This window comes from Pedobacter aquatilis (assembly GCF_032678405.1).
Classification (GTDB): Bacteria; Bacteroidota; Bacteroidia; order Sphingobacteriales; family Sphingobacteriaceae; genus Pedobacter; species Pedobacter aquatilis_A.
This window is the reverse complement of record NZ_JAVTSJ010000009.1, coordinates 25,589-52,353: the sequence shown is the minus strand read 5'-3', so window position 1 is coordinate 52,353 and position 26,765 is coordinate 25,589. Positions and strand designations below refer to the sequence as shown.

Genomic DNA, 26,765 nt, shown 5'->3' with positions numbered 1-26,765 from the left:
TTATCTCCATATCTTTATTTTCTAATCAAATCATTAAATTGCCTTAATGAGCATTCCTACGTTTCAAACTATTTTTGGTGCATTGAGAAACTGGCTGATGAATAAAGGCCTTTCTGATGGTGAATTATTTTATGCGTATTTTTTTCTTGGATTAATTGGCGTTACACTATTCCTATTTGTAACGATATTTATAACGCGTCAGGTTTTTATTGTTGTTGTAAAAAGTGCTAAGACCAAATCTGATTGGCAAAAGGCGCTTTTCGAGTTCAGGGTTTTCAGGGCCTTTGCATTGATTTTTGGTGCATATATTATTTACAATGCTGTTCCCTTTGTGTTTATTGATTTCAAAAGCTGGCTTTTCTACGCTTTAATATTTGCAAAGATTTACATCGTTCTGGCGGTAATGTTTGCGGTAAATGCATTTTTAAATGCCGTGGTTTCTATTATGGAATCATCCAGAAAATACGCCGATAAGCCAATTAGAAGTTACAAGCAAGTTGCCAAGATCATTTTCTATATTGTCGGTTTTGTCCTGATTCTGTCGATAATCTTAAATGAATCGCCATTGTATATTTTTGGAGGCTTTGGTGCAGTAACGGCGGTATTTATTCTCGTATTTCGTGATCCAATTCTCGGTTTTGTGGCATCAGTACAGATGAGTGCAATCGATTTGGTAAGGGTAGGCGACTGGATTACTGTTGAGAAATATGGTGCCGATGGTGAAGTTACGGAAATAAACTTAACTACAATTAAAGTTAGAAACTGGGATAAAACAGTAACCATTGTGCCAAGTTATGCCATCGTGAGTGAATCTTTTAAAAACTGGCGGGCTATGGAAGAAAGTGAAGGGCGTCGGATTAAGCGGCATATCAACATTAAAATTTCCAGTATTAAGTTTTGCGACGAGGATTTGATAGATCGTTTGAAGAGCATTGATTTCCTTAAGGATTACCTTCGTGAAACACAACAACAGATAGCAGTCTTTAATGCTGAAAATACAGTTGATCCTAATAACCTGGTTAATGGGCGGCACATGACGAACATCGGAACATTTAGGGTTTATGCTGAAAAATACCTGGAAAGTAATCCGTTCATCAATACCGATTTAACTTTTATGGTTCGTCAGTTACAGGCAACAGAAAATGGTTTACCTATTGAGATTTACGTATTCTCGAAAGAAAAGGGATTGAAAAAGTTTGAAGAAGTTGCTGCAGATATCTTTGATCATTTGTTGGCTGCGGTACCGTATTTTGATCTCGAAATTTTTCAAAGTCCAAGCGGAAGTGATATGCGTGGTTTTGTGGGTAGGGGAAATGATTAAAACGGTTGGTTATTCTGAACGTAGCGAAGAATTCCTAAATTATTGACTATGAAATAAAATATAGCACCTGCCATTTTCGCGGCTGTGAGTTAACTGGCGATTGTATTTCATCGCTTGCAGATTCTTCGCTACGCTCAGAATGACAGAATTATCTATTCGCCCAAAAAGGTTAAACACTTTTCACAAACTTTTAATAAAAGCGGAGGTAAAGTTTCGTTGTCATAGGGCTGTGTTGCGCCATAAACATGGTTTGCGCCTTCAATTCTTACAAGCCGGCTGTTTGGATTGGCATCTGCAAGTTTCTGTGCATTTTCGAAAGGAACATTCACATCATCATCACCCTGAATAATTAACCAGGGAATATTAATCCGTTTTGATGCCTCTATGATATTTAAGGTCTCAGCATTTTCATTGAAATCGTTAAGCAATGTTACGTTTAAAGGCATTTGTTCTTTCGTACGTGCATTGGTTACATAAATTTTTCCCTTTTCAAGCCATTCAGCTTCCTGCTCTTTTTTCCATAAAGTCTCAAAGCCCGAAATGGCACTCCAGGTAATAAGTTTATTAATTCTTAAATCGTTTGAAGCCTCAATAATTATTAATCCGCCGCCCCTGCTATGTCCAATTAAGTTCACTTCAGTTTCCCTGCCGTAAGCTTTCTCGATAAAATCAAGGACTGCATTAACATCAAAAAGTTCTTTTGAAACGGTATTGCTGGCAAAACTTTCCAAATCGGTCACATCTTTTGGATTATCAGCTGTAACACCACTATGAGATAAGTTAAATTTGATATAACGATAGCCATTTGCAGCAAAATAACGGGCAACCAGGTTGTGTGCGCCCCAGTCTTTAAAACCTTTAAAGCCATGAACAAAAAGCACAATTGGCGTTTTGGGGTTCTTATCATCGTAGGTAATGTCGCCAATAATTAATTTTCCGTCTGAACCGCTGAGGCTAAAATCATTTTGTATAATCATAATTTAAGGAATTGGTATAGTTTTATAAACCTACAATATTTGATTTTGTTATCTGTTTTGACTTAAGTTTTTTAAACCCGATTGAAGTGAAGATACTTTTTGCGCAGTAATTGAAAAAGATCATAACGGAAAGCGGGACTAACATTAAAATAGAATACTGTACCCTGCTTTTCTAAAATTTATATTCATGGATTTCGATAATAATACCAGGCCCAGCCAATAAGCAGTGCTTGCAACGGTATTCTTAACCAGGCGATAAGCGGTGTAATTAATAACTTTCCAAGCATAAATGGTGAGATCTGTATCATGTAAATATGGGCTGGAATAAAGGCAATCAGCATTAAAATGATAAGTAAGGAAGCTATTTTTCTTGTTTTTCGATAATACAATAATATGCCGAAAAGAATTTCAGTAAAGCCCGAAAAATAAATTAAAAATGAATGTGCAGGCAACCATTTAGGTATTATGGCGTAATAGGCATTAGTGGATATAAAATGATTTAGGCCTGCCAGGATATAGAAAATGGCGTAAATCCAAAGGAAGAGTTTGAAAGCAAATGTTCGATTGTCAACTTTATGCATTTATTTAAAACCGTTCTAAATTGATGTAAATTACAGATTAATGACGCTGACATACATCAAGCGTATTACTTTTGTATCCCGATAATAGTTAATAACGGAATCACTTGGAATATTTAAAAGTAATAGCTTTTACGCATCACCACATCGACCTGAAATCTTTAGGGAAATTAGTTATTTGTGACCAGAGTTTAGATAGCAGGTTGAAGAATATTCAAACGGAACTTCCCGTTAGCGAAATTTTCTACATTGGCACTTGTAATCGTGTTGAGTTTGTTTTTCTAACCAAAGAAAAAACAGATAAGGAATTCGTAACTAAATTTCTTACCGTTTTAGATATGGGCTTGCCTCCTGAATTTATGGAGCGTTTCCTTGATAATGTTACGGTTTATGAAAACGAAGAAGCATTTAATCATCTTTTAAGAACTTCTTGCTCACTTGAGAGCCTTGTTGTTGGCGAAAAAGAAATCCTTGCCCAAATCCGTAAGGCTTATGAGAACTGCCGCGATGCAGGTTTTACCGGCGACTATTTACGCATGATTATGGATAGGGTGGTAAAAACAGCAAAGGAAGTTTATACGCATACCAACATTTCTAAGAATCCAGTATCAGTAGTTTCATTGGCTTACCGTAAGCTTAAAGAATTAAATATGTGTGGCAATTCACGCATATTAATTATTGGCGCCGGCGAGACGAACCAGAATATTGCCAAATACTTAAATAAACATAAATATTCAAATTTTTCTGTTTTCAACCGTACACTTTCTAAAGCCGAATCGTTGGCTGAGGAGTTAAACGGTAAAGCTTATCACCTTACTGCGCTTGAAAATTTTACAGAAGGGTTTGATGTGATCATTACTTGTACTGGTGCCACTGAAGCAATTATTACAGAGGAATTGTATGCCAAATTACTTAATGGTGATACCGGTAAGAAAGTAATTGTAGATTTAGCAATTCCAAACGATGTTGCTCCGGCAGTTATTCATAATAATCCTGTTCATTATATCGAGGTAGAATCACTTAAAGAAGTTGCCCGTAAAAATATTCAGGAACGTTATAAAGAACTGGTTCACGCCGAAGAGATTATTGCTAACAACATTACAGAGTTCTTTACTGTGTTAAAGCAGCGTCGTATTGAGCTGGCCATGCAAGATGTGCCACGTAAGATAAAAGAAATCAAGAATACGGCGTTGAACGGCGTATTCGCTGATGAAATTAGCCAGTTAGACGATGCCTCTCGTGAAGTTTTAGAACGTGTAATGAACTACATGGAAAAAAAATGTATCAGCGTTCCCATGATCATGGCTAAAGAGATTCTGGTTAATCAGTCGTAGCCCATTTCCACCTGTCAAAAAACGAAGCCATCTTTTTAAAGTTAGTCATTCTGAGGAACGAAGAATCTGTTTCATCGGTTGTATATGCTTCGTGCCTCAGCATGACAGTTTGTTCAGGGGTGTTGCCAAAAAATATCTCCACTACAATCTGGTTTATTAAAATTAAGCCTGTTCCCGTAACTTAAAACTCATTTCAATCTCCTCTCTCTGTAAGCTCACTGTCTCATTTTTAAACAATTCATGGTATAAATAACTAATTAACTTAAATTTGCAATTCATTTAACCTTTATAGTGAAGAAATTAACCATTGGAACTCGCGGTAGCGAACTGGCCTTATGGCAGGCAAATCACATCCAGGCAGAATTGGCTGCTATTGGTATTGAGTCGGAAATTAAAATCATTAAAACACAGGGCGATAAAATCCTGAACTTAAGATTAGATAAGTTAGAAGGAAAAGGTTTTTTTACCAAAGAATTGGAAGAAGAGCTTTTAGGCGGAACAATCGATTTGGCAGTACACTGTTTAAAAGATTTACCGACCACACATCCTGCAGGCTTAACCATTGCTGCCATTCCAGCCCGTGAAGAGGCAACTGAATATCTTTTGATTTTGAAAGACTGTGTAGATGTTTCGCAAAAACTGTCGCTTAAAAAAGGTGCGATGGTGGGTACTTCATCTAACAGAAGAAAAGCACAGCTTTTAGGTTTGCGTTCCGATCTGGAAATTGAAGATTTACGGGGTAATGTTCCAACGCGAATTCAAAAACTTCGTGATGAAGACTATGATGCAATTATGCTGGCTAAAGCGGGTATTAAGCGATTAGGTTTAGATGTCAGCGAATTTCACGTAGAAGAATTAGAGCCTACAGAATTTGTTCCTGCACCGGCGCAAGGTGCGCTGGCCATTCAAATCAGGGAAAATGATCAAGAACTTTTTGATGCTTTACAAAAACTGCACAATCCGGCAACCGCTGAGGAAGTTGGTGTAGAACGTAAGGTGTTAAACCTTTTTGAAGGGGGCTGCCATATGCCTTTAGGCTGCTATTGCAAAAAAGAGGATGGTGAATTTGAAGTATGGACGGCAAAGGCGGATACCGCTGAAGACTTTCCTGAGCGATTATTTTTGCGTTCTGCAACGAGTGAAGGTTTGTCGGAAAAAATTGTAGCTAAATTTGATAAGGAGCGTAAGAAACCGGCAAAAGTTTTCATCTCCCGTGAAATTGGTGAACACAGCTATTTTAGAAGAGCTTTAGAAAGCAATAACATAGAAGTTGAAGGACGTTCTTTAATTCGCACTTTTCCTATAGTGACGGTTTTGGACCAGTTTATTTTAAAAAATATCGATTGGATTTTCTTCAGTAGTAGGAATAGTGTTGAGTACTTTTTTAATCTGAAGCCTTTATTGCCTAAGAAAACACAATTTGGTGTGGTGGGGCGTGGTTCTGAGGATGCCTTGCGTAAATTTGGACATTTTGCAGATTTCGTAGGGACGAGCGGAGACATTACTGAAGTTGCAGAAGATTTTGCAAAATTGGTTTCCGGTAAGCATGTATTGTTCCCAAGAGCCCAGGATTCATTACAGTCAATTCAAAAGTCGTTACCAGCTGATGCTAAAATTATCGACTTACCTATCTATGAAACCGTAATTGAAGAAAACATCGATCAGAGTTTTGCAGACATCTTAATTTTTACTAGTCCGTCAAATGTTGATGCTTATTTTGCCGATAATTTACTAGAACCTGGTCAGCAGGTTATTGCCATCGGTAATTCTACCGGTAAGAAATTTGATGAAATGGGTGTGAAATATGCCTTGCCGTATTCACCTGATGAAATTGGATTGTCGGAAGCTGTTTTTGGAATAGAAATAAGATAGCTTAGAGGGGAAAGCTTAAAGCGAGGCGACATCGTCATAGCGAGGAACGAAGCAATCTAATTTCCAGAAGATTGCTTCGTTCCTCGCAATGACGGGAAATAAATAATAACAAAACATTCAAGTCTTGATACTTGATACTAAATACTTGATACTAATATTATGTTACATCGTCCGAGAAGATTGAGGAAGAATCCTTTAGTGAGAGAGATGGTAGCTGAAACCCGACTATCGAAAGATATGTTTGTGTACCCTTATTTTGTGGTACCTGGAACAAATGTTACTCACGCTATTGATGCCATGCCTGGTGTTAACCACTATTCGGTTGATACCCTGGTTAAAGATGTGGAAACCGGAATGAAGAAAGGCTTAAATAAAATTATGCTTTTCGGTGTTGGGGACGAAAAATCGGCAGATGCCAAGTCAGCCTATCATGATCACTCTTTAGTACCAACTGCTGTTCGCGAGCTTAAAAAACAGTTTGGCGATGATTTATATGTAGTTACTGATGTCTGTGTATGTTCTTACACTACCCATGGACATTGCGGTATTATGGAGAATGATTACGTTCAGAACGATAAAACTGTAGATGTAATTGCAAAAATGGCGTTAACTCATGCGCAGGCTGGGGCAGATATGTTTGCGCCGTCTGATATGATGGACGGTAGGATAGCGGCCATCCGTAATCTTTTGGATGAAAACGGTTTTGTAAATGCAGCCATTATGAGCCATGCTACAAAGTTTGCTTCTGCTTATTATGGGCCATTTAGAGAGGCTGCAGATTGTGCACCGAGTAAAGGGGATCGGAAAGCTTATCAAATGGACTTTAGGAACCCACTTGAAGCTTTACGCGAAGCGCAACTCGATGAACAGGAAGGCGCCGATGTTTTGATGGTGAAACCTGGTCTAGCTTATCTGGATATTATTCAACGCCTAAAACAAGATACCAATTTACCAATTGCAGTTTACAATGTTTCGGGTGAATATTCAATGGTAAAAGCAGCTGCAGAACGTGGCTGGATCGATGAACAAAAAGTAGTGATGGAAACCATGCATGCCTTTGCGAGGGCTGGTGCAAGTATTATTACCACTTATCATATTAAAGATATTTTAAATAACAACTGGATGTAGATAAGCTGAAAGCTAAAAGCCGAAAGATCGAAGCCATTTTATAACGCTTTACTCTTCGCTTTAAGCTTTAGTCATTCAGCTTTTAGCTTAATAAAAATGTTAGATTCGTTAAAGAAGATGTTTTCAGGCAATGAAGCCGATGTTCCCGTTAACACAGGGAGTAAGCCTGATATTTCAAGAGTAAAATCGGCCGAATTGTATGAGAAATCGAAAACTTATTTTCCGGGGGGCGTTAATTCACCGGTAAGGGCTTTCAAATCGGTTTATGGTACGCCATTATTTATTGAAAAAGGTGACGGTTGTTTTATCTGGGATGCAGATGGAAATCAATTTATTGATTTCTGCGGAAGCTGGGGCCCACTTATATTAGGGCATAACAATCCTAAGATTAGAGAAAAGGTAACCGAGGTAATGCAGAACGGAATGAGCTTCGGTGCACCGACAGCTTTAGAGAATGAATTGGCAGAACTGATTATCAAAAACAATCGTTTCGTAGAGAAAATCCGGTTTACAAGTTCTGGTACCGAAGCTGTAATGTCCGCCATCCGCTTGGCAAGAGGCTTCACTGGCAGAGATAAAATTTTAAAATTTGAGGGCTGTTACCATGGTCATAGTGATTCACTTCTAGTAAAAGCTGGATCTGGCTTGGTTACTTTTGGAGAAACCTCATCAGCTGGTGTTCCAAAATCTTTTGCAGAAGAAACGATTGTAATTCCACTGAACGATAAAACAGCGATTGAACAAGCATTCAATCAGTTTAAAGACCAGATTGCTGCCGTAATTATTGAGGGTATTCCTGCAAACAATGGTTTAATTATGCAGGATGAAGAATATATTCACTTTTTGCGTAAAATCTGTACTGATAACGGTTCTTTGTTAATCTTTGATGAAGTTATAACAGGCTTCCGTGTAGGCTTTGAAGGTGCTGCTGCCCATTATGGCATTACACCAGATATTGTAACTTATGGTAAAATTATTGGTGGTGGATTGCCTGTTGGTATGTATGGTGCGTCAGCTGAAATAATGGGACACATTTCGCCCGATGGGGGCGTTTACCAGGCTGGTACACTATCAGGAAACCCGGTTGCTATGGCGGCGGGTATCGCTACTTTAACAGAGTTGAATAAATCAGGTTTTTACAAGGATCTGAATAATAAGGCGCAGGAATTTGTGGCCAGTATTCAGCGTTTTGCAACAGCCCGAAATTACAAATTTAAGGTATTCACCATTGGTTCTATTTTCTGGTTCGCGTTTACGGATAAGGATAAAATTCAGTCGGCAGATGATATTGATGCTGGCAGTATGGAGAAATTTAAAATTATGCACCGCGAATTGCTGAACAGGGGAATTTATTTAGGGCCATCAGGCTACGAGGTTGGTTTTGTATCTTCAGCACATACTAAAATAGAGTTGGAGAAAGCAAAGCGGGCAATTTTTGAGGCGCTGGATTTAGTGTTTAAGAAATAGGTGTGATTGTATGATGGTTGGTGTGTTACCAGCCATGGATAGGAGAGTGAAAAAGTTTTAACCATATAATACATTGAAGGAAATATAAGCTCAATAAGTCGTTATTGCGAGGTACAAAGTTACGACGATGGTTCTATAAAACTTTGAGGGAAACTCCCCTCCTTATTTTCAAGGAGGGGTTGGGGGTGGTTTTTTAGTCGCCTGCACAAGCTAAACTTTTCTAAACCCGATTGAAGTGAAAATATTTTTTTAGCAGCAACCTTGGATAAACTGTCATGCTGAGGAACGAAGCATCTGCAACCGATGAAACAGATGCTTCGTTCCTCAGCATAACAGAAGTTTAAAAAAGATTGCAACGGAAAGCGGGACTGATTTAACCAAAATGAACAGAAAATTGCTTTTCAAAATAATATAATTTAGTGCTTGAGGTAACATATTAATATCTTCGACTAATAAACATTCTTGAAATGAAGAAGTCAATCATCATATTTTATGCATTATTGCTTTACGCTTTAATTCAACTCATTTCGTGGGGCACACTGGTTGTGCGCTTGCAACCTAGCCGTATGACGATGGTCATGGGCGAAGGGTCTGTATTTTTATTTTTGCTTTGTTTTGGTGGTTATTTTCTACATCAATCATTAAAACGTGAAGACAAATTAAGGGAGCAGCAGCAAAATTTTTTGATGTCGATTACCCATGAGTTGAAATCGCCTTTGGCGGCGATAAAACTATCGATACAAACCATTGTTAAAAGAGATCTGGATAAAGCCCGCCAGGTTTCGCTGTTAAATAATTCGTTAAAAGATATTGAACGGCTTGATGATTTGGTGGAGAATATGTTACTTGCCACGAAGATTGAAAACCGTTCTTATACCTTTCCTAAAGAGGAGTTTAATTTTTCGGAACTGGTATATAAAATTACAGATCGCTTGCAGGTCCACTCGTGTGGTAACGAACAGTTGATTAATGCCCATATTCAGCCAAATTTGCAGATAGTGGGTGACAAATTTGCCTTATCGTCAGTGGTTACTAATTTAATAGAAAATGCGGTTAAGTATTCAAGCCCATGTGACGAGATAAATGTGCATTTAGATACGTTTGAGGGGCATATTAGGTTGAGTGTAATCGATAAAGGGCCGGGTATTTCAGATGCCGAAAAAATGTTGATATTTGATAAGTTTTACCGTGTTGGTAATGAGAATGTCAGAAAAGCGAAGGGAACAGGTTTAGGCTTGTTTATTGTGAAAGAGGTTTTACAATACCATGATGCAGATATTACAGTAAAAGACAATTTGCCTCAGGGAAGTATTTTTGAAGTAACATTTAGTTAATCTCAATTATGTCACAAAAATTAAGAATTCTATTGGTAGAAGACGAGGATCACTTGTTAGACGCTATCAAATTAAACCTCGAACTTGAAGGATATAAAGTTCACGCCGTTAAAGATGGCAAAACCGCTCTTAAAGTATTTAAAGAAGAACGCTTCAACTTAATTGTACTGGATGTTATGCTTCCGGAAATGGATGGGTTTCAGGTTTGTGAAACCATTCGTTTGGAGAATGCGGAAGTTCCGATTATGTTTTTAACCGCTAAAAACACCTCTGAAGACCGTGTTTTAGGCTTGAAAAAAGGTGCTGATGATTATTTGGTTAAACCTTTCAACTTAGAGGAACTAATTCTTCGTGTAGGTATTCTGGTTAAACGCAGTTTAAAATCAGATGATTTGAAAGAACTGAATTCTTATAAAATTGGTGATAAAACCATTTATTTCAACTCATTCGAATTAAAACACGATGACGGCACGATAACGCCTTTAACCAAAAAAGAGACCATGTTATTGAAGCTTTTAATTGAGCGTAAAAATGATGCTGTTTCGCGTGAACAGATTTTGGAAACCGTTTGGAATTACGATGTTTATCCATCAACCAGAACAATCGATAACTTTATTTTAACCTTTCGTAAGTATTTCGAACCCGATCAAAAAAACCCGGTTTATTTCCACTCTATTCGTGGCGTAGGTTATAAATTTACGGATAGTCATTAATGTACAATAGCTTAGGCAGGTATATTTTAATGGCGATTTTTCTGCTGGTCGCGTTGGTATGTGTTTATTTCGTTCAATACGAACTGGCAGCAGTTGCAGGTTTCCTGTTCTTATTTGTTATCTGGAGCCACTACAAGCACAGCTCGGTATTAATGGCTTCTAAATACTTTAAGAATAATGAGTTTGGAAAAGCCAGACTAATGCTTGCCGAGGTACCTAAGCCTGAAAGGTTATCGAAAAGCCGCAGGGGTTATTATGAGTTTATGCAAGGCAGTATCGCCTTGAAAGATGAAGATTGGGATAAGGCAGAATATCACTTTCAGGTTGCCAGTCGTTTTGCGGTTGGTGGTAAAACACAGAAAGGTTATGTATTAATCCACTTAGCTAATCTCGCGCTGAGGAAAAAAGATAAAGAAAGAGCCGAAGCTTATACAAAATTAGCGAAAGAACTTGCTGATACAGAACGATCGAAAGATATTATTGTTAAAATAGAAAAGGAAATAAGCAAGTTATAATATTTCTATTGTCATTTTGAAAAACGAAGCACCTGTTTAGGAATAAAAAGGCACTTCGTTTTTTTTTATTTTATACCTTTGCAAAATTAAAATTTTTATCCCCACGTCATCCTAATTCGATCCGGGATCTTTAAGCATGGCGATTACAGGAGAATTAACAACAAATCATGAAGAATAATTTATTTTTAGACGCAGCATTTTCGAAACAAACAGAACGTCCACCCGTATGGATGATGCGTCAGGCAGGTCGTTTTATGCCGCAGTATTGGGAGATTAAAAACAAATACTCTTTTTTAGAGATGTGCAAAAATCCTGAAATTGCTGCAGATGTTACGATGTTACCTGTTGATTTGTTGGATATTGACGCGGCTATTTTATTCTGTGATATTTTGGTAACTGGCGAGGCTATGGGTGGCGATTTGAGTTTTACCCAGGGTGTTGGACCTAAGTTTGCAAATCCGGTTCGCAATGCCCATGACATTGAAAACTTAAATGTTGATTGTTTAGATGAGTTGCAATATGTGGCAGACGCGATCAAAGTAATTCAACAACGGTTGGATAACAGGATTCCATTAATAGGGTTTGCAGGTGCACCTTTTACCGTAATGAGTTACCTGATTGAAGGGGGATCATCTAAAGATTTTAAGTTAACGAAACTTTTTATTCATAATCAACCTGAGCTTGCACATAAACTTTTGGCAAAAATTGCTAAAGTAACTGCCGACTATCTAAATTTACAGATTGCCGCAGGTGTAAATGCACTTCAGATTTTCGATAGTTGGGCATTAGCCTTATCGTGGAATGATTATCAGGAGTTTTCTCACCGCTATATCCAGGAAATTATTTCGAACTTAAATAGAAAAGATATTCCTGTAATTTCTTTCTGTAAAGGAAGTTCGGTATTCGCTCCAATAATGGCAGAAGCTAAGCCAGATGTAATTTCTGTTGATTGGAACGCCGATTTATTGAACATTAAAAATGCCTTACCAAAAGGTATTGCAGTACAAGGAAATTTAGATCCACATATTTTATATGCTGATCAAGCGGTAATCAAAGCACAAATCCATAAGCTTTTTGAGCGTATGCGTGGAACAGAAGGATTTATTTTCAACTTAGGCCATGGTATTATGCCAGATATTCCTTTCGATAACGTGAAGTACGCAATTGAGGTGGTAAAAGAGTTTAGGTATTAATTCTTACACCTCCCGCGGGTAACTTTGAATAATATTTAAAATATTGGGTTAATTTTTTTATCTTGTATTAAACTTTTTTCATGAAAAAGATAGAAATCATAAATACTTTGAAAGAGATGCCTGACGAATTTTCGGCTGATGAGTTAATTGAAAGAATAGTTTTACTTCAGAAAATTGACGCAGGCTTAAATCAGGTAAAAGATGGTAAAATTTACTCAGAGGAAGAAGCGGAACAAAAGTTAGATAAATGGCTAAAATAGTTTGGACTGAGATAGCTATTGATGATTTAAACAATATTGCCAATTACCATAGTCAATATTCTGATAGTTTTGCCTCGGCACTTATCAAAAGACTTTTTAACAAAACTAAAATATTAAAAGAAATGCCTGAATTAGGCAGAATTGTGCCTGAAAGAGACAATGAATCTATTCGTGAACTAATTGAAGGGAATTACCGCATTATTTATTATTTCGATAAGGATAATGATGAAATCGAGGTAATCACAATTCATCATGCCTCTCAACCTTTTTTGTAAAGTTTCTTTTAAATGATAGAAGCCCTTTTACCATATTACCAATATTTCAAAGCCGTACATATCGTATTCGTTATTAGCTGGATGGCCGGTTTATTCTATATTTTAAGTCTTTTCATCTATCATACCGAAGCAAACGAAAAACCAGAGCCTGAAAAAAGCATTCTGTTAAAGCAATTTGTGAAGATGGAAGCTACTTTATGGAAAATTATCTGTGCCCCGGCAATGCTTATTGCACTGTTTGCTGGCGTTGGGATGTTAACATTAAATAGCAGTTTACTCCAAATGGATTGGATGCATGTTAAATTAGGCTTTGTAGTCGGGTTAATTATTTATCATTTCATTTGCCGCAATATTGTAAAGCAATTACGGAATAATCAGTTTAAGCTAAGTAGCTTTCAGCTTCGTTTATGGCGAGAACTGGCAACCATTTTTATGATCGCAATTGTTTTTGTGGTCATCCTCAAAAGTGCCATTAACTGGATTTACGGCTTAATTGGTATCATGGGTATTGCATTGGCCATAATGATCGCTGTAAAACTGTATAAGAATTATCGTTTAAAGAAATAAGTAAAAGGTAAAATACAACCTGCTTCTTTGTTTACTTTGCGTAAACTTCACGTGCTTCCCGGTTAAATAAACCAAAAACTATTCTAAATTTGAGCGATAAAAATCCAGGCTCATGTTTATAACTACAGGTTTGAAAAAAACCTTACTCATCATATCTTTTCTTTTCGCCAGTTATTTTGCTTCTGCTCAATTTAATCAATCGGCTTTAGAGAATAGAATCCGTCCTGATAGCAGTTTAACAAACGAAGTTCATTTTAACTTTTATAATTTTAACTACGTTCGTAATTATGAATATACCAACGATTTTCATGATGGTTACACGTTATATGGTACGCAGTTACAGCCTCAATTAGTCTATTTCGCACATCCTAATTTAGCGATTACTGCAGGTGCTTTTATCCGCAAAGATTTTGGGAAAAATGGAATAACTGACGCTAAACCATTATTTAGTGTAAAGTACCATAAACGTAATTTAAGCTTGATTTTCGGAAGTTTGGAAGGCGGGATACAACATAAATATATCGAACCGCTTTATGATTTTGAGCGTACGATAACCAATCCGATCGAGTATGGTACACAATTATTGGTAGAAAGAAATAAATTTAATCTCGATGCCTGGATTGCCTGGCAGAAAATGATTGATAAAGGAGAGGCGGCTAAGGAAGAGATTATTGGCGGTTTATCAACCGAATCTTTCCTGGTAAAAACAGGTCAATGGAAATTGAGCATTCCAGCACAGTTTTTAGCTTTTCACCAAGGTGGCCAGATAGACGTTTTGAAAGAAATTCCAATCAGCACGGTTTTTAATGGTGCTGCCGGTTTGAAACTTCACCGTGATATTAATGGAAATATTAAACAGGTTTATACAGATAACTATGTTGCGGTTTACAAGGATTTTTCTCCCGATAAGCGCAGGTCATACCAGGGTGGTTTTGGTTTATGGTTAAATGCCGGTGTAGAAAGTAAATGGGGAAGTTTGGTAGCTTCTTATTGGAAAGGAAATAATTTTATTTCGATCAAAGGTATGCCATTGTACGAATCTGTTTCTGATAATTTATATAGCCCAGGCTTAAGACAAAGCTCAAGAAATATTGTCTCCCTGCGTTATGCTTACCAAAAAGAACTGATCCCACATTTATACCTCGATATTCGTTTCGAACCGCATATTGATTTAGATAATACAGATAAACAATTACAATTTAACCATTCATTCTTTTTAACTTATAAGCAAGATTTTAAATTGTTTAAGGTAAAAAAAACTGAAAGGTAAGATCAGCAATATAAGTTATTCTTAAAAGATCAGCTAAAGCTAATTAGCGCTGGTTGCATAAAGTCCTAGCTATTACAGCTAGTTAGGTTTGGCACTGTTCTTAGTGTCGGCCATAGGGTCTGCGATCTGCTGTTATTACAGGTTTAAGTTTCTAAACCCAATAGCGGCGTAAAACCCGAAAGCGAGAAACGCGCTGAGGTTTTGAAGCAAATATCGGGACTTCTGCTCGCCATAAAATACTGAATGCCCGTTTTTAAATAAAAAATAATATCTTTCTTGAAATTTATTTGATATTTATCTATCTGTTAATCAGGTGTTAGTGGTGATTTTTAACATTTATTTAACTTTTTTTCGCCCCCGATGCAACCATTGTTTGTAATCTGCCATCTTCTATATACAAACACACAATGAAATTGACGCGAAGCTATACAATAGACGATTTGATGGAGGGCTGCAAAGCTGGCGACCGGAAGATGCAAGAGTTGCTTTATAAGCAAACTGCATCGAAAATGATGGCCGTTTGTATGCGCTACGCCAAAGACAGGATGGAAGCTGAAGATGTATTACAGATGGGATACATTAAGGTTTTTCAGAAAATTAAAGAATACAGGGGTGACGGTTCGTTTGAAGGATGGATTAGACGGGTAATGGTGAACACAGCGATTGAAAGCTACCGAAAAAATTTAAGGAGCTTAAGCGTTGTTGAAATTGATGAGGCTTACGAACAGCCATCGACTGGATTTGATTTTAGTCGTTTAGGGATGCAGGATTTGATGAAAGCGATACAAAAACTGGCTGATGGTTATAGAATGGTTTTCAATATGTACGTAATTGAGGGGTATTCGCACAAAGAAATAGGAGAAACGCTTGGTATCTCGGAGGGCGCAAGTAAATCGCAATTATCGAGGGCAAGAGCAATATTAAAAGAAGAAATTACAAAAATGGAGGGCTTTGGTTATGCAACCTATGCAGGATAAGGATTTTGATCAATTATTTAAAAATGCTTTCGAAGATGTTGAAATCGCACCATCAAGAGATTTGTGGGGTGGCATCGAAAGTGAAATAGAGCCGAAGAAAAAAAGGATATTCCCTGTTTATTGGTTATCGGCGGCAGCGATTTTAGTAATTGCTACAGTAGGGGTTTTAATTTATCAGCAACAAGATGTTAAGCCGAAACAGTTCGCGAATAATATGTCAACGAAAGAGGTTAAACCCCTTGAGAAAGCACAACCTGCAGTTATCGATTCAATAAAAACCCCTATTGTTCCGAATGAAAAAGCAGAACAGGCTTCGCCGGTAATTTCGAAACCAATTGAAGTAATTGCAAAAACTACGGTAAAGGAAGATGTGAAAGCTGTTGAAAAACAAAAAATAGTTACAGCACCTGAAATGCAAAAACAGGAAACAACGCTTGCAATGGTTGAGCCTGAAAAAGATATCAAAGAAAAGATAGCTGATGCGGTTTCAAAAACTAATACGGAAACGGTTTATGCCTCGGCTACGTCAACTATTAAAACAGATGATGTAACTGAAGATAATAGTCAGGCTGAAAACAAAGGGATTCGAAATGTTGGAGATGTGGTAAATCTTATCGTAAACAAAGTTGATAAAAGAAAAGATAAGCTGATTCAGTTCCGTACCGATGATGATGACTCATCAATTGCATCGATAAATATCGGGCCTTTCAGATTTGGTAAAAAGAAAAAATAAAATTCAAGATTTAAAAACAAACACACAAAATATATGAAACGTTTAATTTTTACAACACTTTTGGTAAGCGGACTTATCGGTGTTATGGCTCCTGGTGCTTTTGCACAACAAGATACAGTAGTTAAGGATACGGTGATCAGGAAAAAAACTAAATATACATTAACGATAGGTGGTGGAAATATTATCAGAAAGAATAATGATTCTACAGAGAATGCTAAAAAGGGACGTTTTGTTGGTGGTGTAACTTTTACCAGGGTTGATTTAGGTTTCTCCAGATTAATTGATAACGGTGATTTCAACTTATCTCCAACAAACGATTTCCTTGATTACAGGGGTGGTAAAACCAGCACATTTTCTTTCGATATCTTACAGTTTGGCTATCGCTTTAACTCAAACTTTAAAATTTATATAGCCGGTGGTTTCGACTGGACTTTAATCAGATTGAGAGATAATATCACCATTCAGAAAAACCAGCCAACGCTAACTTACACAACTGATAACATTATTTATTCTAAAAATCGTTTCTCTAGTAGTTACGCTCACATTCCTTTAAACTTTGAATTCCGTACGAAAGAAAACAATAAAGGTAAAAGATTCTATTTTGTGGTAGGCCCAGAAGTAAGTTTCCTGATTGGTGGAAAAGTTAAACAGATTAGCGATGAATTTGGAAAAGTTAAACAATACGATAATTACCATTTCCAATCGATGCGTTATGGTGGTACACTTAGATTCGGTTACGGAGGTTTAGGTTTATTTACAAAATACTACTTCAATGATATGTTTGCCACACCTGCGCAAGCTGGATTAAAAAACATGAGTTTTGGTGTAACCTTTGGTTTAAATTAAACATAACAACACACAGATAAATCAAATCCTGTTTCGGTTAGGCGGAACAGGATTTTTTATGCTTTAAGCTTTAGTCTTTCCGCTTTAATCTTTAAGCCTTATCTTTACTTCGTGAGCAATACTATAATCAGCGTTAATAACTTAACCAAACAATATCAGACTGAAGAATCCAGTGGAATTAAGAACATTAATTTTAACGTCAATCGAGGTGATGTTGTAGCCATAATCGGCGAAAGCGGAAGTGGTAAATCGACTTTGTTAAAATCTATTTATGGCTTACTAAAAACTGACGAAGGTGAAGTATTTTTTGAAGATAGGCGAGTTTTGGGGCCTGATGAACAGTTAATCCCAGGGCATAAGCAGATGAAAATGGTAACCCAGGATTTTTCGCTGAACATTTATGCCAAGGTTTATGATAACATTGCCTCACAATTATCGAACACTGATTTAAAAACCAAGAACGATAAAACTTTGGCCATTATGGAGCATCTTAGGATTCTTCCATTGCGGAACAAAAAAATAATCGAACTAAGTGGCGGAGAGCAGCAACGCGTAGCCATTGCGAAAGCAATGGTTTCCGATACAAAAGTTTTGTTAATGGATGAACCATTTAGCCAGGTAGATGCTTTGTTAAAGAACCAGTTGAGGGCAGATATCAAGCGCATAGCATCCGAAACAGGAGTTACAGTTATCTTAGTTTCGCATGATCCGGCAGATGGCTTGTTTTTAGCCGATCAGATGCTGATTCTGAGAAATGGCGAACTCCTGCAAACGGGAAAACCTACTGAAATTTACCAGCATCCTAAACATATTTATACTGCCCAAATTTTAGGTAATGCAGTTGTGCTAACAAAAGAGGAAGCTGAGAAACTTGGACTAAAAACAGACAAACAATTTGTTGTTTTTTATCCCGAATGGGCTGAATTAAATAACAGTTGGAGTAGCAGAAGGTTTGAGGTAAAAGATATTTACTATAAGGGTTTTTACGACGAGTTACTTTTGGAAAGAAACGGCGTAAATGTTCGGGCTTTGCAATTGAATAGCGGAGCGCATAAAAAAAACGACCACGTTCAATTGAACATAAGTCGTTTTTTAGCGTTTTAAAACTTTTTAGTTGGAAGAAGAAGCAACCAGTACAATTCTGGCACCTATGCTTGCCGTTGGTCTTACGGGTAGTGTATTCCGGTTATTGTTATATTGTAAATAAACCCTTATTCTACCTGGAAAAGAGCTGTAACTATAAGAATCTGTTCCGTAGGTAAATGGTAAAGCGTCGTAGCCATCATCATTAAAACGGGCAAAGGATAAGATTATACCGTCATCTTCATATTGTTCAATACGGTTATCGGTGATATCTACATAATAATAAAGTCCATTGGCATCGCTCGCTGAAATCCACTGATTTGCCTGGATGGTTTTATACAGCGTAATGTTAGGCGTGTTTTGAACAATTGTGTCCTTTTTGCAGGATGCCAGACCTAGTGTGGCAATGCATAGCATTAGAATGGTTAGCTTTTTCATGTGATTAGTGTTTATTTGTGTGTGTTTGGCGTAATGCAAAATAGCTGCCAAAAAATCAGAAAACACATTATGGATTAATAATTGTTTATTAATAAATGCACATTATTGAAATTTAAATTAGCAACATCCCCTGATGAGATTATTTTTTAGAGTTTTGCCCTGGATTATATTAGCCGTGGCTGGTTATTTTTTTATCTCAAAAAAGTTTAGCATAAATACTTCTGTAGAGAGCAAACATCAGCTTTTGGTAGAAAAAATCGAAGCTATTGGTAAATTAGAACTGGTTCGTTATCAAATTAGCGACGTACTGGAACATAAAAACAAAACCGATTTTTTACCTGAAGCAAGTGTTTTGCTTATTGTTAAAGCCGATGCCGTTGGTTGTATTGATCTAGCTAAAATTACCAGAAGTAACATTACCATTGATGCGGACACTGCTGTAGTAAATTTACCACAGCCTGAAATTTGTTACGTAAAGATTGACCACAAAAATTCAAGGGTTTACGATACCAAAATGGCTTTCTTTAGAGAAGCAAAACTGGTTGATGAAGCCTATAAAGCCGCGGAACAGAAAATAATGGCCGAGGTAAAAAAATCTGATATCTTAACTCAAACCAAAACAAATGCGGCAAGTGTGCTCAAACCGATTATTGAAGGATTGGGTTATAAAAATGTAAGGCTGACTTTTGAGTAAATATTTTTTTCACCTTAGGTAAGCTCGCATGTTCGAAGAAATACTCGGGAGATGAATATGATTTAAATTATTTTAAAAAATCCTCCCGATGCGGGTTAAATACATCGATTAACAAACCATCTTCTAAACAATGAACACCATGGTAAACCATGGTTGGCGCAAAGAAAACATCTCCTTCTTTGAGAAGCTTCTTATCTTCCCCTATAGTCACTTCAAAGCTACCTTTGGCAAAATAACTTAGCTGCAAATGTGGATGATTATGAATGGCTCCGACCGCACCTTTTTTAAACTCAACCTTAACCAACATTAAGTTGTCATCGTAAGCCATAATTTTACGCCTGACACCATCACCTAGTTCTTCCCAATCGATATCCTCGTCAGCAATTAATGTCCTATTAGTTAGATCTTTAAAGTTCATATATCTGGGAAGTTTGCGGTGTTGTATTTTTGTAGTTGCGAGGCATAAGCAAGTTATTTCCAAGGGATTGCTTTATGCCTCACAACGAAGTTTTTTAGGTGTACAAATTAAACTAAATATTCAAACAAAGTTTGATCTTGGTTCAGTTCGATAATTTCAAATTTGAAATCCCTCAGGCGTTGTAATAAACTTGCATAATCATTTTTATTTGAAAGCTCGATACCAACTAAAGCAGGTCCGTTTTCTTTGTTTGTTTTTTTGATAAACTCAAAACGTGTAATGTCATCTTTTGGGCCTAAAACCTCATTCACAAATAATTTTAATGCACCCGGACGTTGTGGAAAACGAACAATGAAGTAATGCTTTAAACCTTCAAACAGTAGAGATTTTTCTTTGATCTCCTGCATCCGCTCGATATCATTATTTCCACCGCTAACGACACAAACAACATTTTTACCGGCAATCTGATCTTTAACCTGTTCTAGTGCAGCAACAGATAAGGCTCCGGCTGGTTCTACTACAATTGCATCCTCATTATAAAGCTTTAGGATGGTAGTACAGATTTGCCCCTCGGGAATAAGATAAGTAGAACTTAGCAGTTCTTTGCAATACTGATAAGTGATCCAGCCCATTCTCTTTACAGCAGCACCATCTACAAAGCGCTCGATATTCTCAACAGTTACCGGACCGCCATTTTTTAGTGCTTCACTCAATGAGGGAGCACCCATTGGTTCTACACCAAAAATCTTCACATTTGGTTTTACTGTTTGTAAATAAGAACTTACTCCTGAGGCTAAACCACCGCCGCCTACAGGCACAACAATAGCATCTAATTCGGGTAAATCTTCGAAGATTTCAACAGCAACAGTAGCCTGCCCTTCAATTACTTTTTCATCATCAAAAGGCGGAATGAAAGTCGATGATTTTTCTTCACAATAGATGAGTGCTTCTTTTAGGCAATCATCAAAAGTATCGCCAACCAGGATGATTTCAATATTATCACCACCAAACATATTTACCTGTTTGATTTTTTGTTTTGGTGTTATTTCAGGCATAAAGATAACTCCCTTAATACCTAGTTTTTTACAGGAATAAGCTACACCCTGGGCGTGGTTACCAGCACTGGCACAAACAACTCCATTGGTTAATGCTTCTTGCGGAAGGGTACTGATTTTGTTATAAGCACCACGCAATTTGTAAGAACGCACAATTTGTAAGTCCTCCCTTTTCAAGTAAATATTGGCATTGTATCGTTCGGAAAGGCCTGCGTTAAACTCCAAAGGTGTGCGTTTCACTACGTCTTTCAACCGTTGCGATGCAGCGTTAAAATCGAGTGTGTATGGTGTAGTCGTATTCATTATTTTAAATTCAGATGTCGGGTATCATAACTCATACCCGGTTATATTTTCTGAAAAACAAATGCAGTTGCTTAATGTCCCTCAATAACGGGTTTGTAAGCTTTCAGCATTTGCCTTTCAGCTTATTTTATGCCAAGTGCAAAGCTACTAATTCATTTAAATCAGTATCATTAATACCTTGTTTACTATCGGCTAAAACAAGAAACTGTTTGTAAACAATATCTAAATTGTCTTTGTCTAAATCATGCCCTAAGCGAACTAAATGGTGCTTTAATGCATGTCGACCACTTCTCGCTGTTAAAACAATACTTGCATCAGGGAAACCAACGTCTTCTGGTTTAATAATTTCGTAGTTTTCACGGTTTTTTAAGAAACCATCCTGGTGAATTCCTGAGCTGTGCGAAAATGCGTTAGCACCAACAATAGCTTTGTTCGGCTGAACAGGCATATTCATCTGGCTTCTCACCATTTGGCTGATGTCATAAAACTGCCTGGCATCAATGCTGGTATTTAAACCTAAAACTTTATGCGTTTTTAAAATCATTACTACTTCTTCCATTGAAGTATTTCCTGCACGTTCGCCGATACCGTTGATGGTACATTCAACCTGACGGGCACCATTCTGCACACCTGCAATTGAATTTGCCGTAGCTAAGCCTAAATCATTGTGACAGTGTACAGAGATAATAGCGTTATCGATATTTTTAACGTTTTCTTTCAAATAAAGAATTTTAGAACCGTATTGGTCAGGTAAACAGTAACCATTAGTATCCGGAATGTTTACAACAGTAGCGCCAGCAGCGATAACCGCTTCAATCATTTTTGCTAAAAATTCAATGTCAGCACGGCCAGCATCTTCCGCATAAAACTCAACATCTTCTACATATTTTTTAGCGTATTTAACGGCATCAACGGCACGTTCTAAAATATCTTCGCGGGTTGAGTTAAATTTATGTTTGATATGAAAATCAGAAGAACCAATTCCGGTATGGATACGTGGCCTTTTGGCATAACGTAACGCATCAGCAGCTACATCGATGTCATTTCTGTTTGCACGGGTTAAGGCACAAATAATCGGATCGTTAACCGCTTTAGATAATTCAATAACACTGTTAAAGTCGCCTGGGCTTGAAACAGGGAAACCTGCTTCAATCACATCAACACCTAGAAGTTCAAGTGATTTAGCGATTTCAATTTTTTGTTTTGTATCTAACTGGCAGCCTGGAACCTGCTCACCGTCACGTAATGTCGTGTCGAAAATATAAACTTTGTTCGGATCGTGAATCATAATCTTTTATTTAGGATTGAGTAATTTTTTGACTTAAGAATTTTAACACCAATTTGCCCATTTCAGCTGTACCTAATACTTTGAAACGATTGGTTGTTTGATCAGCGATATCATGCGTTCTGAAACCATCTTTCAATACTTCATCTACAGTATCAACCAATAATTTGGCTTCTTCTTTTAAACCAAAACCAATTTCGAGCATTAATGCTGCCGATAGGATAGAAGCAAGTGGGTTTGCTAAGTCTTTGCCGGTAATATCGTGCGCTGAACCATGGATAGGCTCGAAGAAGCCTGTGCTATCCCCAACAGAAGCAGAGGCCAGCATTCCCATTGAACCTGCAATTTGCGAAGCTTCATCGGTAAGAATATCTCCGAACAGATTTGCGGTTAAAACCACATCAAATTTCTTAGGGTTTTTAATTAATTGCATCGCTGCATTGTCGATAAACATATGTTCTGTTTCTACGTCAGGATACTGTTTTGCAATTTCCTGAACTGTTTCACGCCAAAGACGAGAGCTTTCCAAAACGTTTGCTTTGTCTACCGAGCATAATCTTTTATTACGCTGTTGTGCTGCCTGATAAGCCTTGTGTGCAATACGCTCTACCTCGTAACGATGGTAAATCATTAAATCAGAAGCGGTGTTTCTGTCTTCTGAGCGTGATTTTTCACCAAAATAAACATCGCCAGTAAGCTCTCTGAAGAATAAGATATCTGTTCCTCTCAGGATTTCGGGCTTGATGCTTGATGCCTGAAGAAGTTCATCAAATAGTAATATTGGGCGGAGGTTGGCAAACAAACCAAGTTCCTTGCGGATTTTCAATAAGCCTTGCTCAGGTCTTACTTTTAAACTTGGGTCATTATCATATTTGGCGTGACCAATTGCCCCGAAAAGGATGGCGTCACTTTTTCTCGCTTTTTCCAGAGTCTCGTCTGGAAGTGGCTCTCCTGTAACTTCAATTGCCGCGTGCCCCATTAAAGCTTCGTCAAACACAAATTCATGTCCAAAGATTTCGGCAATTTTCTCTAATGCCGCTTTTCCCCATGTGGTAACTTCGGGACCAATACCGTCTCCAGGTATTACTAATATGTTCTTCTTCATTCTTAAACGCTTTCTAGTATGTTTTCGACGACTTTGACCTCGCCTTTTTCTAATAATATTCTTTTTTCAATGCAGGTTGGCAGCTGCGATTCAAAATGGCCAACATAAATTAACGTCATGCCATTACTGCAAAGCTCATCTACCAGTTGGTTAAAATGTTTAGTTTGCTGTAAATCTAGTCCCTGGCATGGCTCATCCAGTATAAGTAATTCCGGATTTTTGATAATTGTTCTGGCGAGTAATACCAGTCGTTGTTTGCCCAGTGGGAGCGAGGTTAACAACTCATTTTTATTCGATGTTAAACCAAAATATTCCACAAGTTCATCAACCTGTGCACTTTTGGAATAAGGTAATTGCTGGAAGAGTCCAACGGTATCATAGAAACCCGATGCAATGCTTTGCCAAACCGTGGCTGATGCATCAAAATACCAATGGAATTCTGGTGAAATTAAACCGATATGTTGCTTGATGTCCCAGACGCTTTCGCCACTACCACGTCTGTTTCCAAACAAGTAAAGCTCATTTGCATAAGATTGCGGATGATCGCCATTTACCAGGCTAAGCAATGTAGATTTACCTGAGCCATTATGCCCCTGTAGTAACCACTTTTCCCCAGCTTTAACTTCCCAGTTAATATTTTTAAGTACCTGCTTTGCACCATAGCTAATGTTTACATTAACCATTTTAACAATTTGTTGCGAAGCGTAAATGGGTGATTCTTTTAAAAAGCCTGGTATTGCCTTTTGATGTGCATTGACAGCTAATGTGTGCTCAAGAGATTCAACTTGTACAAGTTGCCCCTCTTTTATTTCCGCATAACGATTAATTGAACCAGGTATTTCGGCATCATTACATATTAAAATTAACTGAACACCTTCAGCAGAAATTTCATCCAGTAGGGTATTTAAATTTTTGCGTGATAAAGCATCCAATCCTGTATAGGGCTGGTCGATAATTAATAATTGCGGTTTTAACCAGATGGCCTTAACCAGTTGCAGTTTTTTATGTTCTCCGCTTGATAATTCAATTAATTGTGAGCTGGCAAATGAAGAGAAATTAAGTGCTTCCAAAATAGGTTCAACAGCATCTAAATGAAGCCCTTTTTCTTTTCCGTAAGCAACAAGCTCAGCGTGAACGGTTAAAGTATCTTTCGCCTGTTGGCTGGTATAGCGTTGCTGATAATAAAAATTAGCTACACCTTCAAGGTTTTTGAATTGATACCAGCTGTCAACGTACAATGTTTCTGCAGGTAGAATGCCAGCTTTCTGGTAATTGATTTTTATATCGCCAATGGCCTTATGTTGTCCGGCTATAATTTTTGCTAAAGAAGTTTTTCCACTTCCGCTAAGCCCACCCAATACCCAGTTTTCACCAGGATTAGTTACCCAGTTCAAATCCGTTAACACCGGTTTTTGCTGGTATTTCAGATTTAAATTTTGAATATTGACGAAACCCTCTTTCATTTGTTAATTTTTTACCACCTAAGCAACCTTAGTACATCTAAGTTGGATGGTTTTTTCTGTGTTTTTAGCAGGCGTTGTTATGAGATATTTTATTTGCTTTAATCTTTGATTTTTTATCCTTTTTCAAACTCTTCTATTAGTTTTGTTTGTGCCAGGATGAAATCGATATCATCATAGCCGTTAATCAGACAAGATTTTTTGTAAGGATTAATTTCAAAAGATTCGCTTGCTCCGGTCTCTACGATGGTTACAGTTTGATTTTCTAAATCAACTTCCAAAGGTGCATTAGCACTATTAGCTACTGCTTTAAAAATTTGTGCTAAAAAATCATCGCTTACCTGAATAGGCAATAAACCGTTGTTTAATGCATTTCCTTTAAAAATATCAGCAAAGAAACTGCTGATTACCGCATCAAACCCTGCATCCTGAATAGCCCAGGCAGCGTGCTCGCGGCTACTTCCGCAACCAAAATTTTTACCTGCAACCAATACCTTTCCGCTGTAGGTTGGGTTATTCAATACAAAATCTGGCTTTGGTGTATTGTCACCATTGTAGCGCCAATCGCGAAAGAGGTTTTCACCAAATCCTTCGCGGGTAGTTGCTTTTAAAAACCTCGCAGGAATAATCTGGTCGGTATCAATGTTCTCTATGTTTAAAGGCACAACGGCCGATGTTAATTTTGTGAACTTTTTCATCTTATAATATGATTACACCGATTATGGTGATTTCACTGATTTTATTTCTTTTAATATTGCCATCGCTATTTTAGCTTTGGTCTTTTTGCTTTAGTCTTTAAGCCCTTTTCCAGGCTTTCACTCTCAATCTTCTGTAGTCCGCTACCCATTCGCCGTTGATAAAATATTTGGGTTTCAGGATTTCAACTGCTAAATTTTTGATTGATTCAGCTTGTTCAGTGCTCAGATTTTTAAAAGCATGTTGAGCAAACTGATTGATCCAGATATACATTCCATCTTCTCCTGTGAGTTTAGTCGGTCTGTCAAAAAGCCATACTTGCTCTACTTCAAAACCCGCAGATTCAAGCATTGTGGTGTAAAGACTTACTGAGGGGAAGAACCAGAAGTTGCTGATTACATTGTTTGAAAGATTAAGCTTTTCTGCTGCGCTTTTAATCGCGTCAGTAATGCTACGAACATTTCCTTTTCCGCCAAATTCTGCAACAAGTCTTCCTCCTGGTTTAAGGCTCTTCAACAAACCTTTAATCAAATCTTCCTGATTCTCGATCCAGTGAAATGTGGCATTACTAAAAATGGCGTCAAAATCTTGGTTGTAGGGAAGTTCTGTTCCGTTTACAACTTCGAATTTTAAATCCGGATAGGCTTTTTGAGCACTTTCAATCATTTCAGCCGAAGCATCTGTTCCTAATACATTAGCGCCACTTTCTGCAATCTGCGCAGCAAGTTGTCCTGTACCACAACCTACATCCAGAATATTTTCACCCGCTTTTGGATCTAACCACTGCACAACATCAGCTCCGTAATCTGATACGAAGTGGTGTTGTTTATCATATACATTCGCGTCCCAAACTATCTCTGGCATAAAT

General features: G+C 37.5%; 28 protein-coding genes. 18 read left to right on the top strand and 10 right to left on the bottom strand.

From position 1 onward, the window contains the following. Positions 1–46: 46 nt before the first annotated feature. Positions 47–1,321: a mechanosensitive ion channel family protein gene (locus R2R71_RS20560; RefSeq protein WP_316833173.1), complete on the top strand. Its 1,275-nt coding sequence runs from the start codon at positions 47–49 to the stop codon at positions 1,319–1,321. A 152-nt stretch (positions 1,322–1,473) separates the two neighbouring features. Here the strand turns inward: R2R71_RS20560 and R2R71_RS20555 are convergent, their stop codons facing one another. Together R2R71_RS20555 and R2R71_RS20550 are read right to left on the bottom strand one after the other, a co-directional pair. After that, positions 1,474–2,298, bottom strand: a complete 825-nt coding sequence (locus tag R2R71_RS20555) for an alpha/beta hydrolase (protein ID WP_316833172.1) — start codon at positions 2,296–2,298, stop codon at positions 1,474–1,476. Between the two features lie 185 nt (positions 2,299–2,483). Further along, positions 2,484–2,879, bottom strand: a complete 396-nt coding sequence (locus tag R2R71_RS20550; RefSeq protein ID WP_316833171.1) for a DoxX family protein — start codon at positions 2,877–2,879, stop codon at positions 2,484–2,486. A 104-nt stretch (positions 2,880–2,983) separates the two neighbouring features. On the opposite strand from R2R71_RS20550, the gene hemA reads away from it, so the two are divergent. From hemA to R2R71_RS20470, 16 genes are all read left to right on the top strand, one after another. Next, positions 2,984–4,210, top strand: a complete 1,227-nt coding sequence (hemA, locus tag R2R71_RS20545; protein ID WP_316833170.1) for a glutamyl-tRNA reductase — start codon at positions 2,984–2,986, stop codon at positions 4,208–4,210. A 291-nt stretch (positions 4,211–4,501) separates the two neighbouring features. Next, positions 4,502–6,082: a hydroxymethylbilane synthase gene (gene hemC, locus R2R71_RS20540; protein ID WP_316833169.1), complete on the top strand. Its 1,581-nt coding sequence runs from the start codon at positions 4,502–4,504 to the stop codon at positions 6,080–6,082. Positions 6,083–6,241: 159 nt separating this feature from the next. Beyond that, on the top strand, positions 6,242–7,210 hold the full coding sequence (gene hemB, locus R2R71_RS20535) for a porphobilinogen synthase (protein ID WP_316833168.1): 969 nt from the start codon (positions 6,242–6,244) through the stop codon (positions 7,208–7,210). Between the two features lie 96 nt (positions 7,211–7,306). Next, positions 7,307–8,677 carry a glutamate-1-semialdehyde 2,1-aminomutase gene (gene hemL, locus R2R71_RS20530; protein ID WP_316833167.1) on the top strand — a complete coding sequence of 457 codons (1,371 nt, stop codon included), beginning with the start codon at positions 7,307–7,309 and terminating at the stop codon, positions 8,675–8,677. Positions 8,678–9,144: 467 nt separating this feature from the next. Further along, positions 9,145–10,011, top strand: coding sequence for a sensor histidine kinase (locus R2R71_RS20525; RefSeq protein WP_316833166.1), 867 nt, complete (start codon positions 9,145–9,147; stop codon positions 10,009–10,011). An 8-nt stretch (positions 10,012–10,019) separates the two neighbouring features. Beyond that, entirely contained in the window at positions 10,020–10,724 is a 705-nt protein-coding gene (locus R2R71_RS20520) for a response regulator transcription factor (protein ID WP_039477978.1), read from the top strand. Next, positions 10,724–11,239, top strand: coding sequence for a hypothetical protein (locus R2R71_RS20515; RefSeq protein WP_316833165.1), 516 nt, complete (start codon positions 10,724–10,726; stop codon positions 11,237–11,239). The genes R2R71_RS20520 and R2R71_RS20515 overlap by 1 nt, the downstream gene beginning before the upstream one ends. Before the next feature lie 167 nt (positions 11,240–11,406). Next, a complete protein-coding gene (hemE, locus tag R2R71_RS20510) occupies positions 11,407–12,432 on the top strand; it encodes a uroporphyrinogen decarboxylase (protein WP_316833164.1) in 1,026 nt (341 codons plus the stop codon). Positions 12,433–12,512: 80 nt separating this feature from the next. Next, entirely contained in the window at positions 12,513–12,692 is a 180-nt protein-coding gene (locus R2R71_RS20505) for a hypothetical protein (RefSeq protein WP_316833163.1), read from the top strand. Next, entirely contained in the window at positions 12,680–12,967 is a 288-nt protein-coding gene (locus R2R71_RS20500; RefSeq protein ID WP_316833162.1) for a type II toxin-antitoxin system RelE/ParE family toxin, read from the top strand. Before R2R71_RS20505 ends, R2R71_RS20500 begins: the two co-directional genes overlap by 13 nt. A 12-nt stretch (positions 12,968–12,979) precedes the next feature. Beyond that, entirely contained in the window at positions 12,980–13,534 is a 555-nt protein-coding gene (locus R2R71_RS20495) for a CopD family protein (protein WP_316833161.1), read from the top strand. A 112-nt stretch (positions 13,535–13,646) separates the two neighbouring features. Further along, positions 13,647–14,804, top strand: coding sequence for a hypothetical protein (locus tag R2R71_RS20490; RefSeq protein ID WP_316833160.1), 1,158 nt, complete (start codon positions 13,647–13,649; stop codon positions 14,802–14,804). Positions 14,805–15,211: 407 nt separating this feature from the next. After that, complete coding sequence (locus tag R2R71_RS20485; RefSeq protein ID WP_316833159.1) at positions 15,212–15,781, top strand: RNA polymerase sigma factor; 570 nt, start codon at positions 15,212–15,214, stop codon at positions 15,779–15,781. Further along, positions 15,762–16,514, top strand: coding sequence for a hypothetical protein (locus R2R71_RS20480; protein WP_316833158.1), 753 nt, complete (start codon positions 15,762–15,764; stop codon positions 16,512–16,514). Before R2R71_RS20485 ends, R2R71_RS20480 begins: the two co-directional genes overlap by 20 nt. Positions 16,515–16,547: 33 nt before the next feature. Next, entirely contained in the window at positions 16,548–17,360 is an 813-nt protein-coding gene (locus R2R71_RS20475) for an outer membrane beta-barrel protein (protein ID WP_316833157.1), read from the top strand. 111 nt (positions 17,361–17,471) lie between these two features. Further along, the gene (locus R2R71_RS20470; RefSeq protein ID WP_316833156.1) at positions 17,472–18,464 is read left to right on the top strand and encodes an ABC transporter ATP-binding protein; all 993 of its coding nucleotides are present in this window, start codon (positions 17,472–17,474) and stop codon (positions 18,462–18,464) included. 6 nt (positions 18,465–18,470) lie between these two features. Here R2R71_RS20470 and R2R71_RS20465 read toward each other — a convergent pair whose 3' ends face one another. Further along, positions 18,471–18,881: a hypothetical protein gene (locus R2R71_RS20465; protein ID WP_316833155.1), complete on the bottom strand. Its 411-nt coding sequence runs from the start codon at positions 18,879–18,881 to the stop codon at positions 18,471–18,473. A gap of 133 nt (positions 18,882–19,014) precedes the next feature. On the opposite strand from R2R71_RS20465, the gene R2R71_RS20460 reads away from it, so the two are divergent. Further along, on the top strand, positions 19,015–19,575 hold the full coding sequence (locus R2R71_RS20460; RefSeq protein WP_316833154.1) for a DUF4230 domain-containing protein: 561 nt from the start codon (positions 19,015–19,017) through the stop codon (positions 19,573–19,575). A gap of 67 nt (positions 19,576–19,642) precedes the next feature. On the opposite strand, the gene R2R71_RS20455 is transcribed toward R2R71_RS20460, so the two are convergent. The 7 genes from R2R71_RS20455 to R2R71_RS20425 form a co-directional block, all read right to left on the bottom strand. After that, positions 19,643–19,993 (bottom strand): cupin domain-containing protein, encoded by a 351-nt coding sequence (locus tag R2R71_RS20455; protein ID WP_316833153.1) that lies wholly within the window; start codon positions 19,991–19,993, stop codon positions 19,643–19,645. Between the two features lie 107 nt (positions 19,994–20,100). Further along, positions 20,101–21,351, bottom strand: coding sequence for a threonine ammonia-lyase IlvA (gene ilvA / locus R2R71_RS20450; RefSeq protein WP_316833152.1), 1,251 nt, complete (start codon positions 21,349–21,351; stop codon positions 20,101–20,103). A gap of 127 nt (positions 21,352–21,478) precedes the next feature. Then, positions 21,479–22,639 (bottom strand): 2-isopropylmalate synthase, encoded by a 1,161-nt coding sequence (locus R2R71_RS20445; RefSeq protein ID WP_316833151.1) that lies wholly within the window; start codon positions 22,637–22,639, stop codon positions 21,479–21,481. A 10-nt stretch (positions 22,640–22,649) separates the two neighbouring features. After that, on the bottom strand, positions 22,650–23,741 hold the full coding sequence (leuB, locus tag R2R71_RS20440; protein WP_316833150.1) for a 3-isopropylmalate dehydrogenase: 1,092 nt from the start codon (positions 23,739–23,741) through the stop codon (positions 22,650–22,652). 2 nt (positions 23,742–23,743) lie between these two features. Beyond that, positions 23,744–25,204 (bottom strand): ATP-binding cassette domain-containing protein, encoded by a 1,461-nt coding sequence (locus R2R71_RS20435; RefSeq protein WP_316833149.1) that lies wholly within the window; start codon positions 25,202–25,204, stop codon positions 23,744–23,746. 113 nt (positions 25,205–25,317) lie between these two features. Next, entirely contained in the window at positions 25,318–25,899 is a 582-nt protein-coding gene (leuD, locus tag R2R71_RS20430; protein WP_316833148.1) for a 3-isopropylmalate dehydratase small subunit, read from the bottom strand. A gap of 97 nt (positions 25,900–25,996) precedes the next feature. Further along, positions 25,997–26,761 (bottom strand): methyltransferase domain-containing protein, encoded by a 765-nt coding sequence (locus R2R71_RS20425; RefSeq protein WP_316833147.1) that lies wholly within the window; start codon positions 26,759–26,761, stop codon positions 25,997–25,999. Between the last annotated feature and the right edge of the window lie 4 nt (positions 26,762–26,765).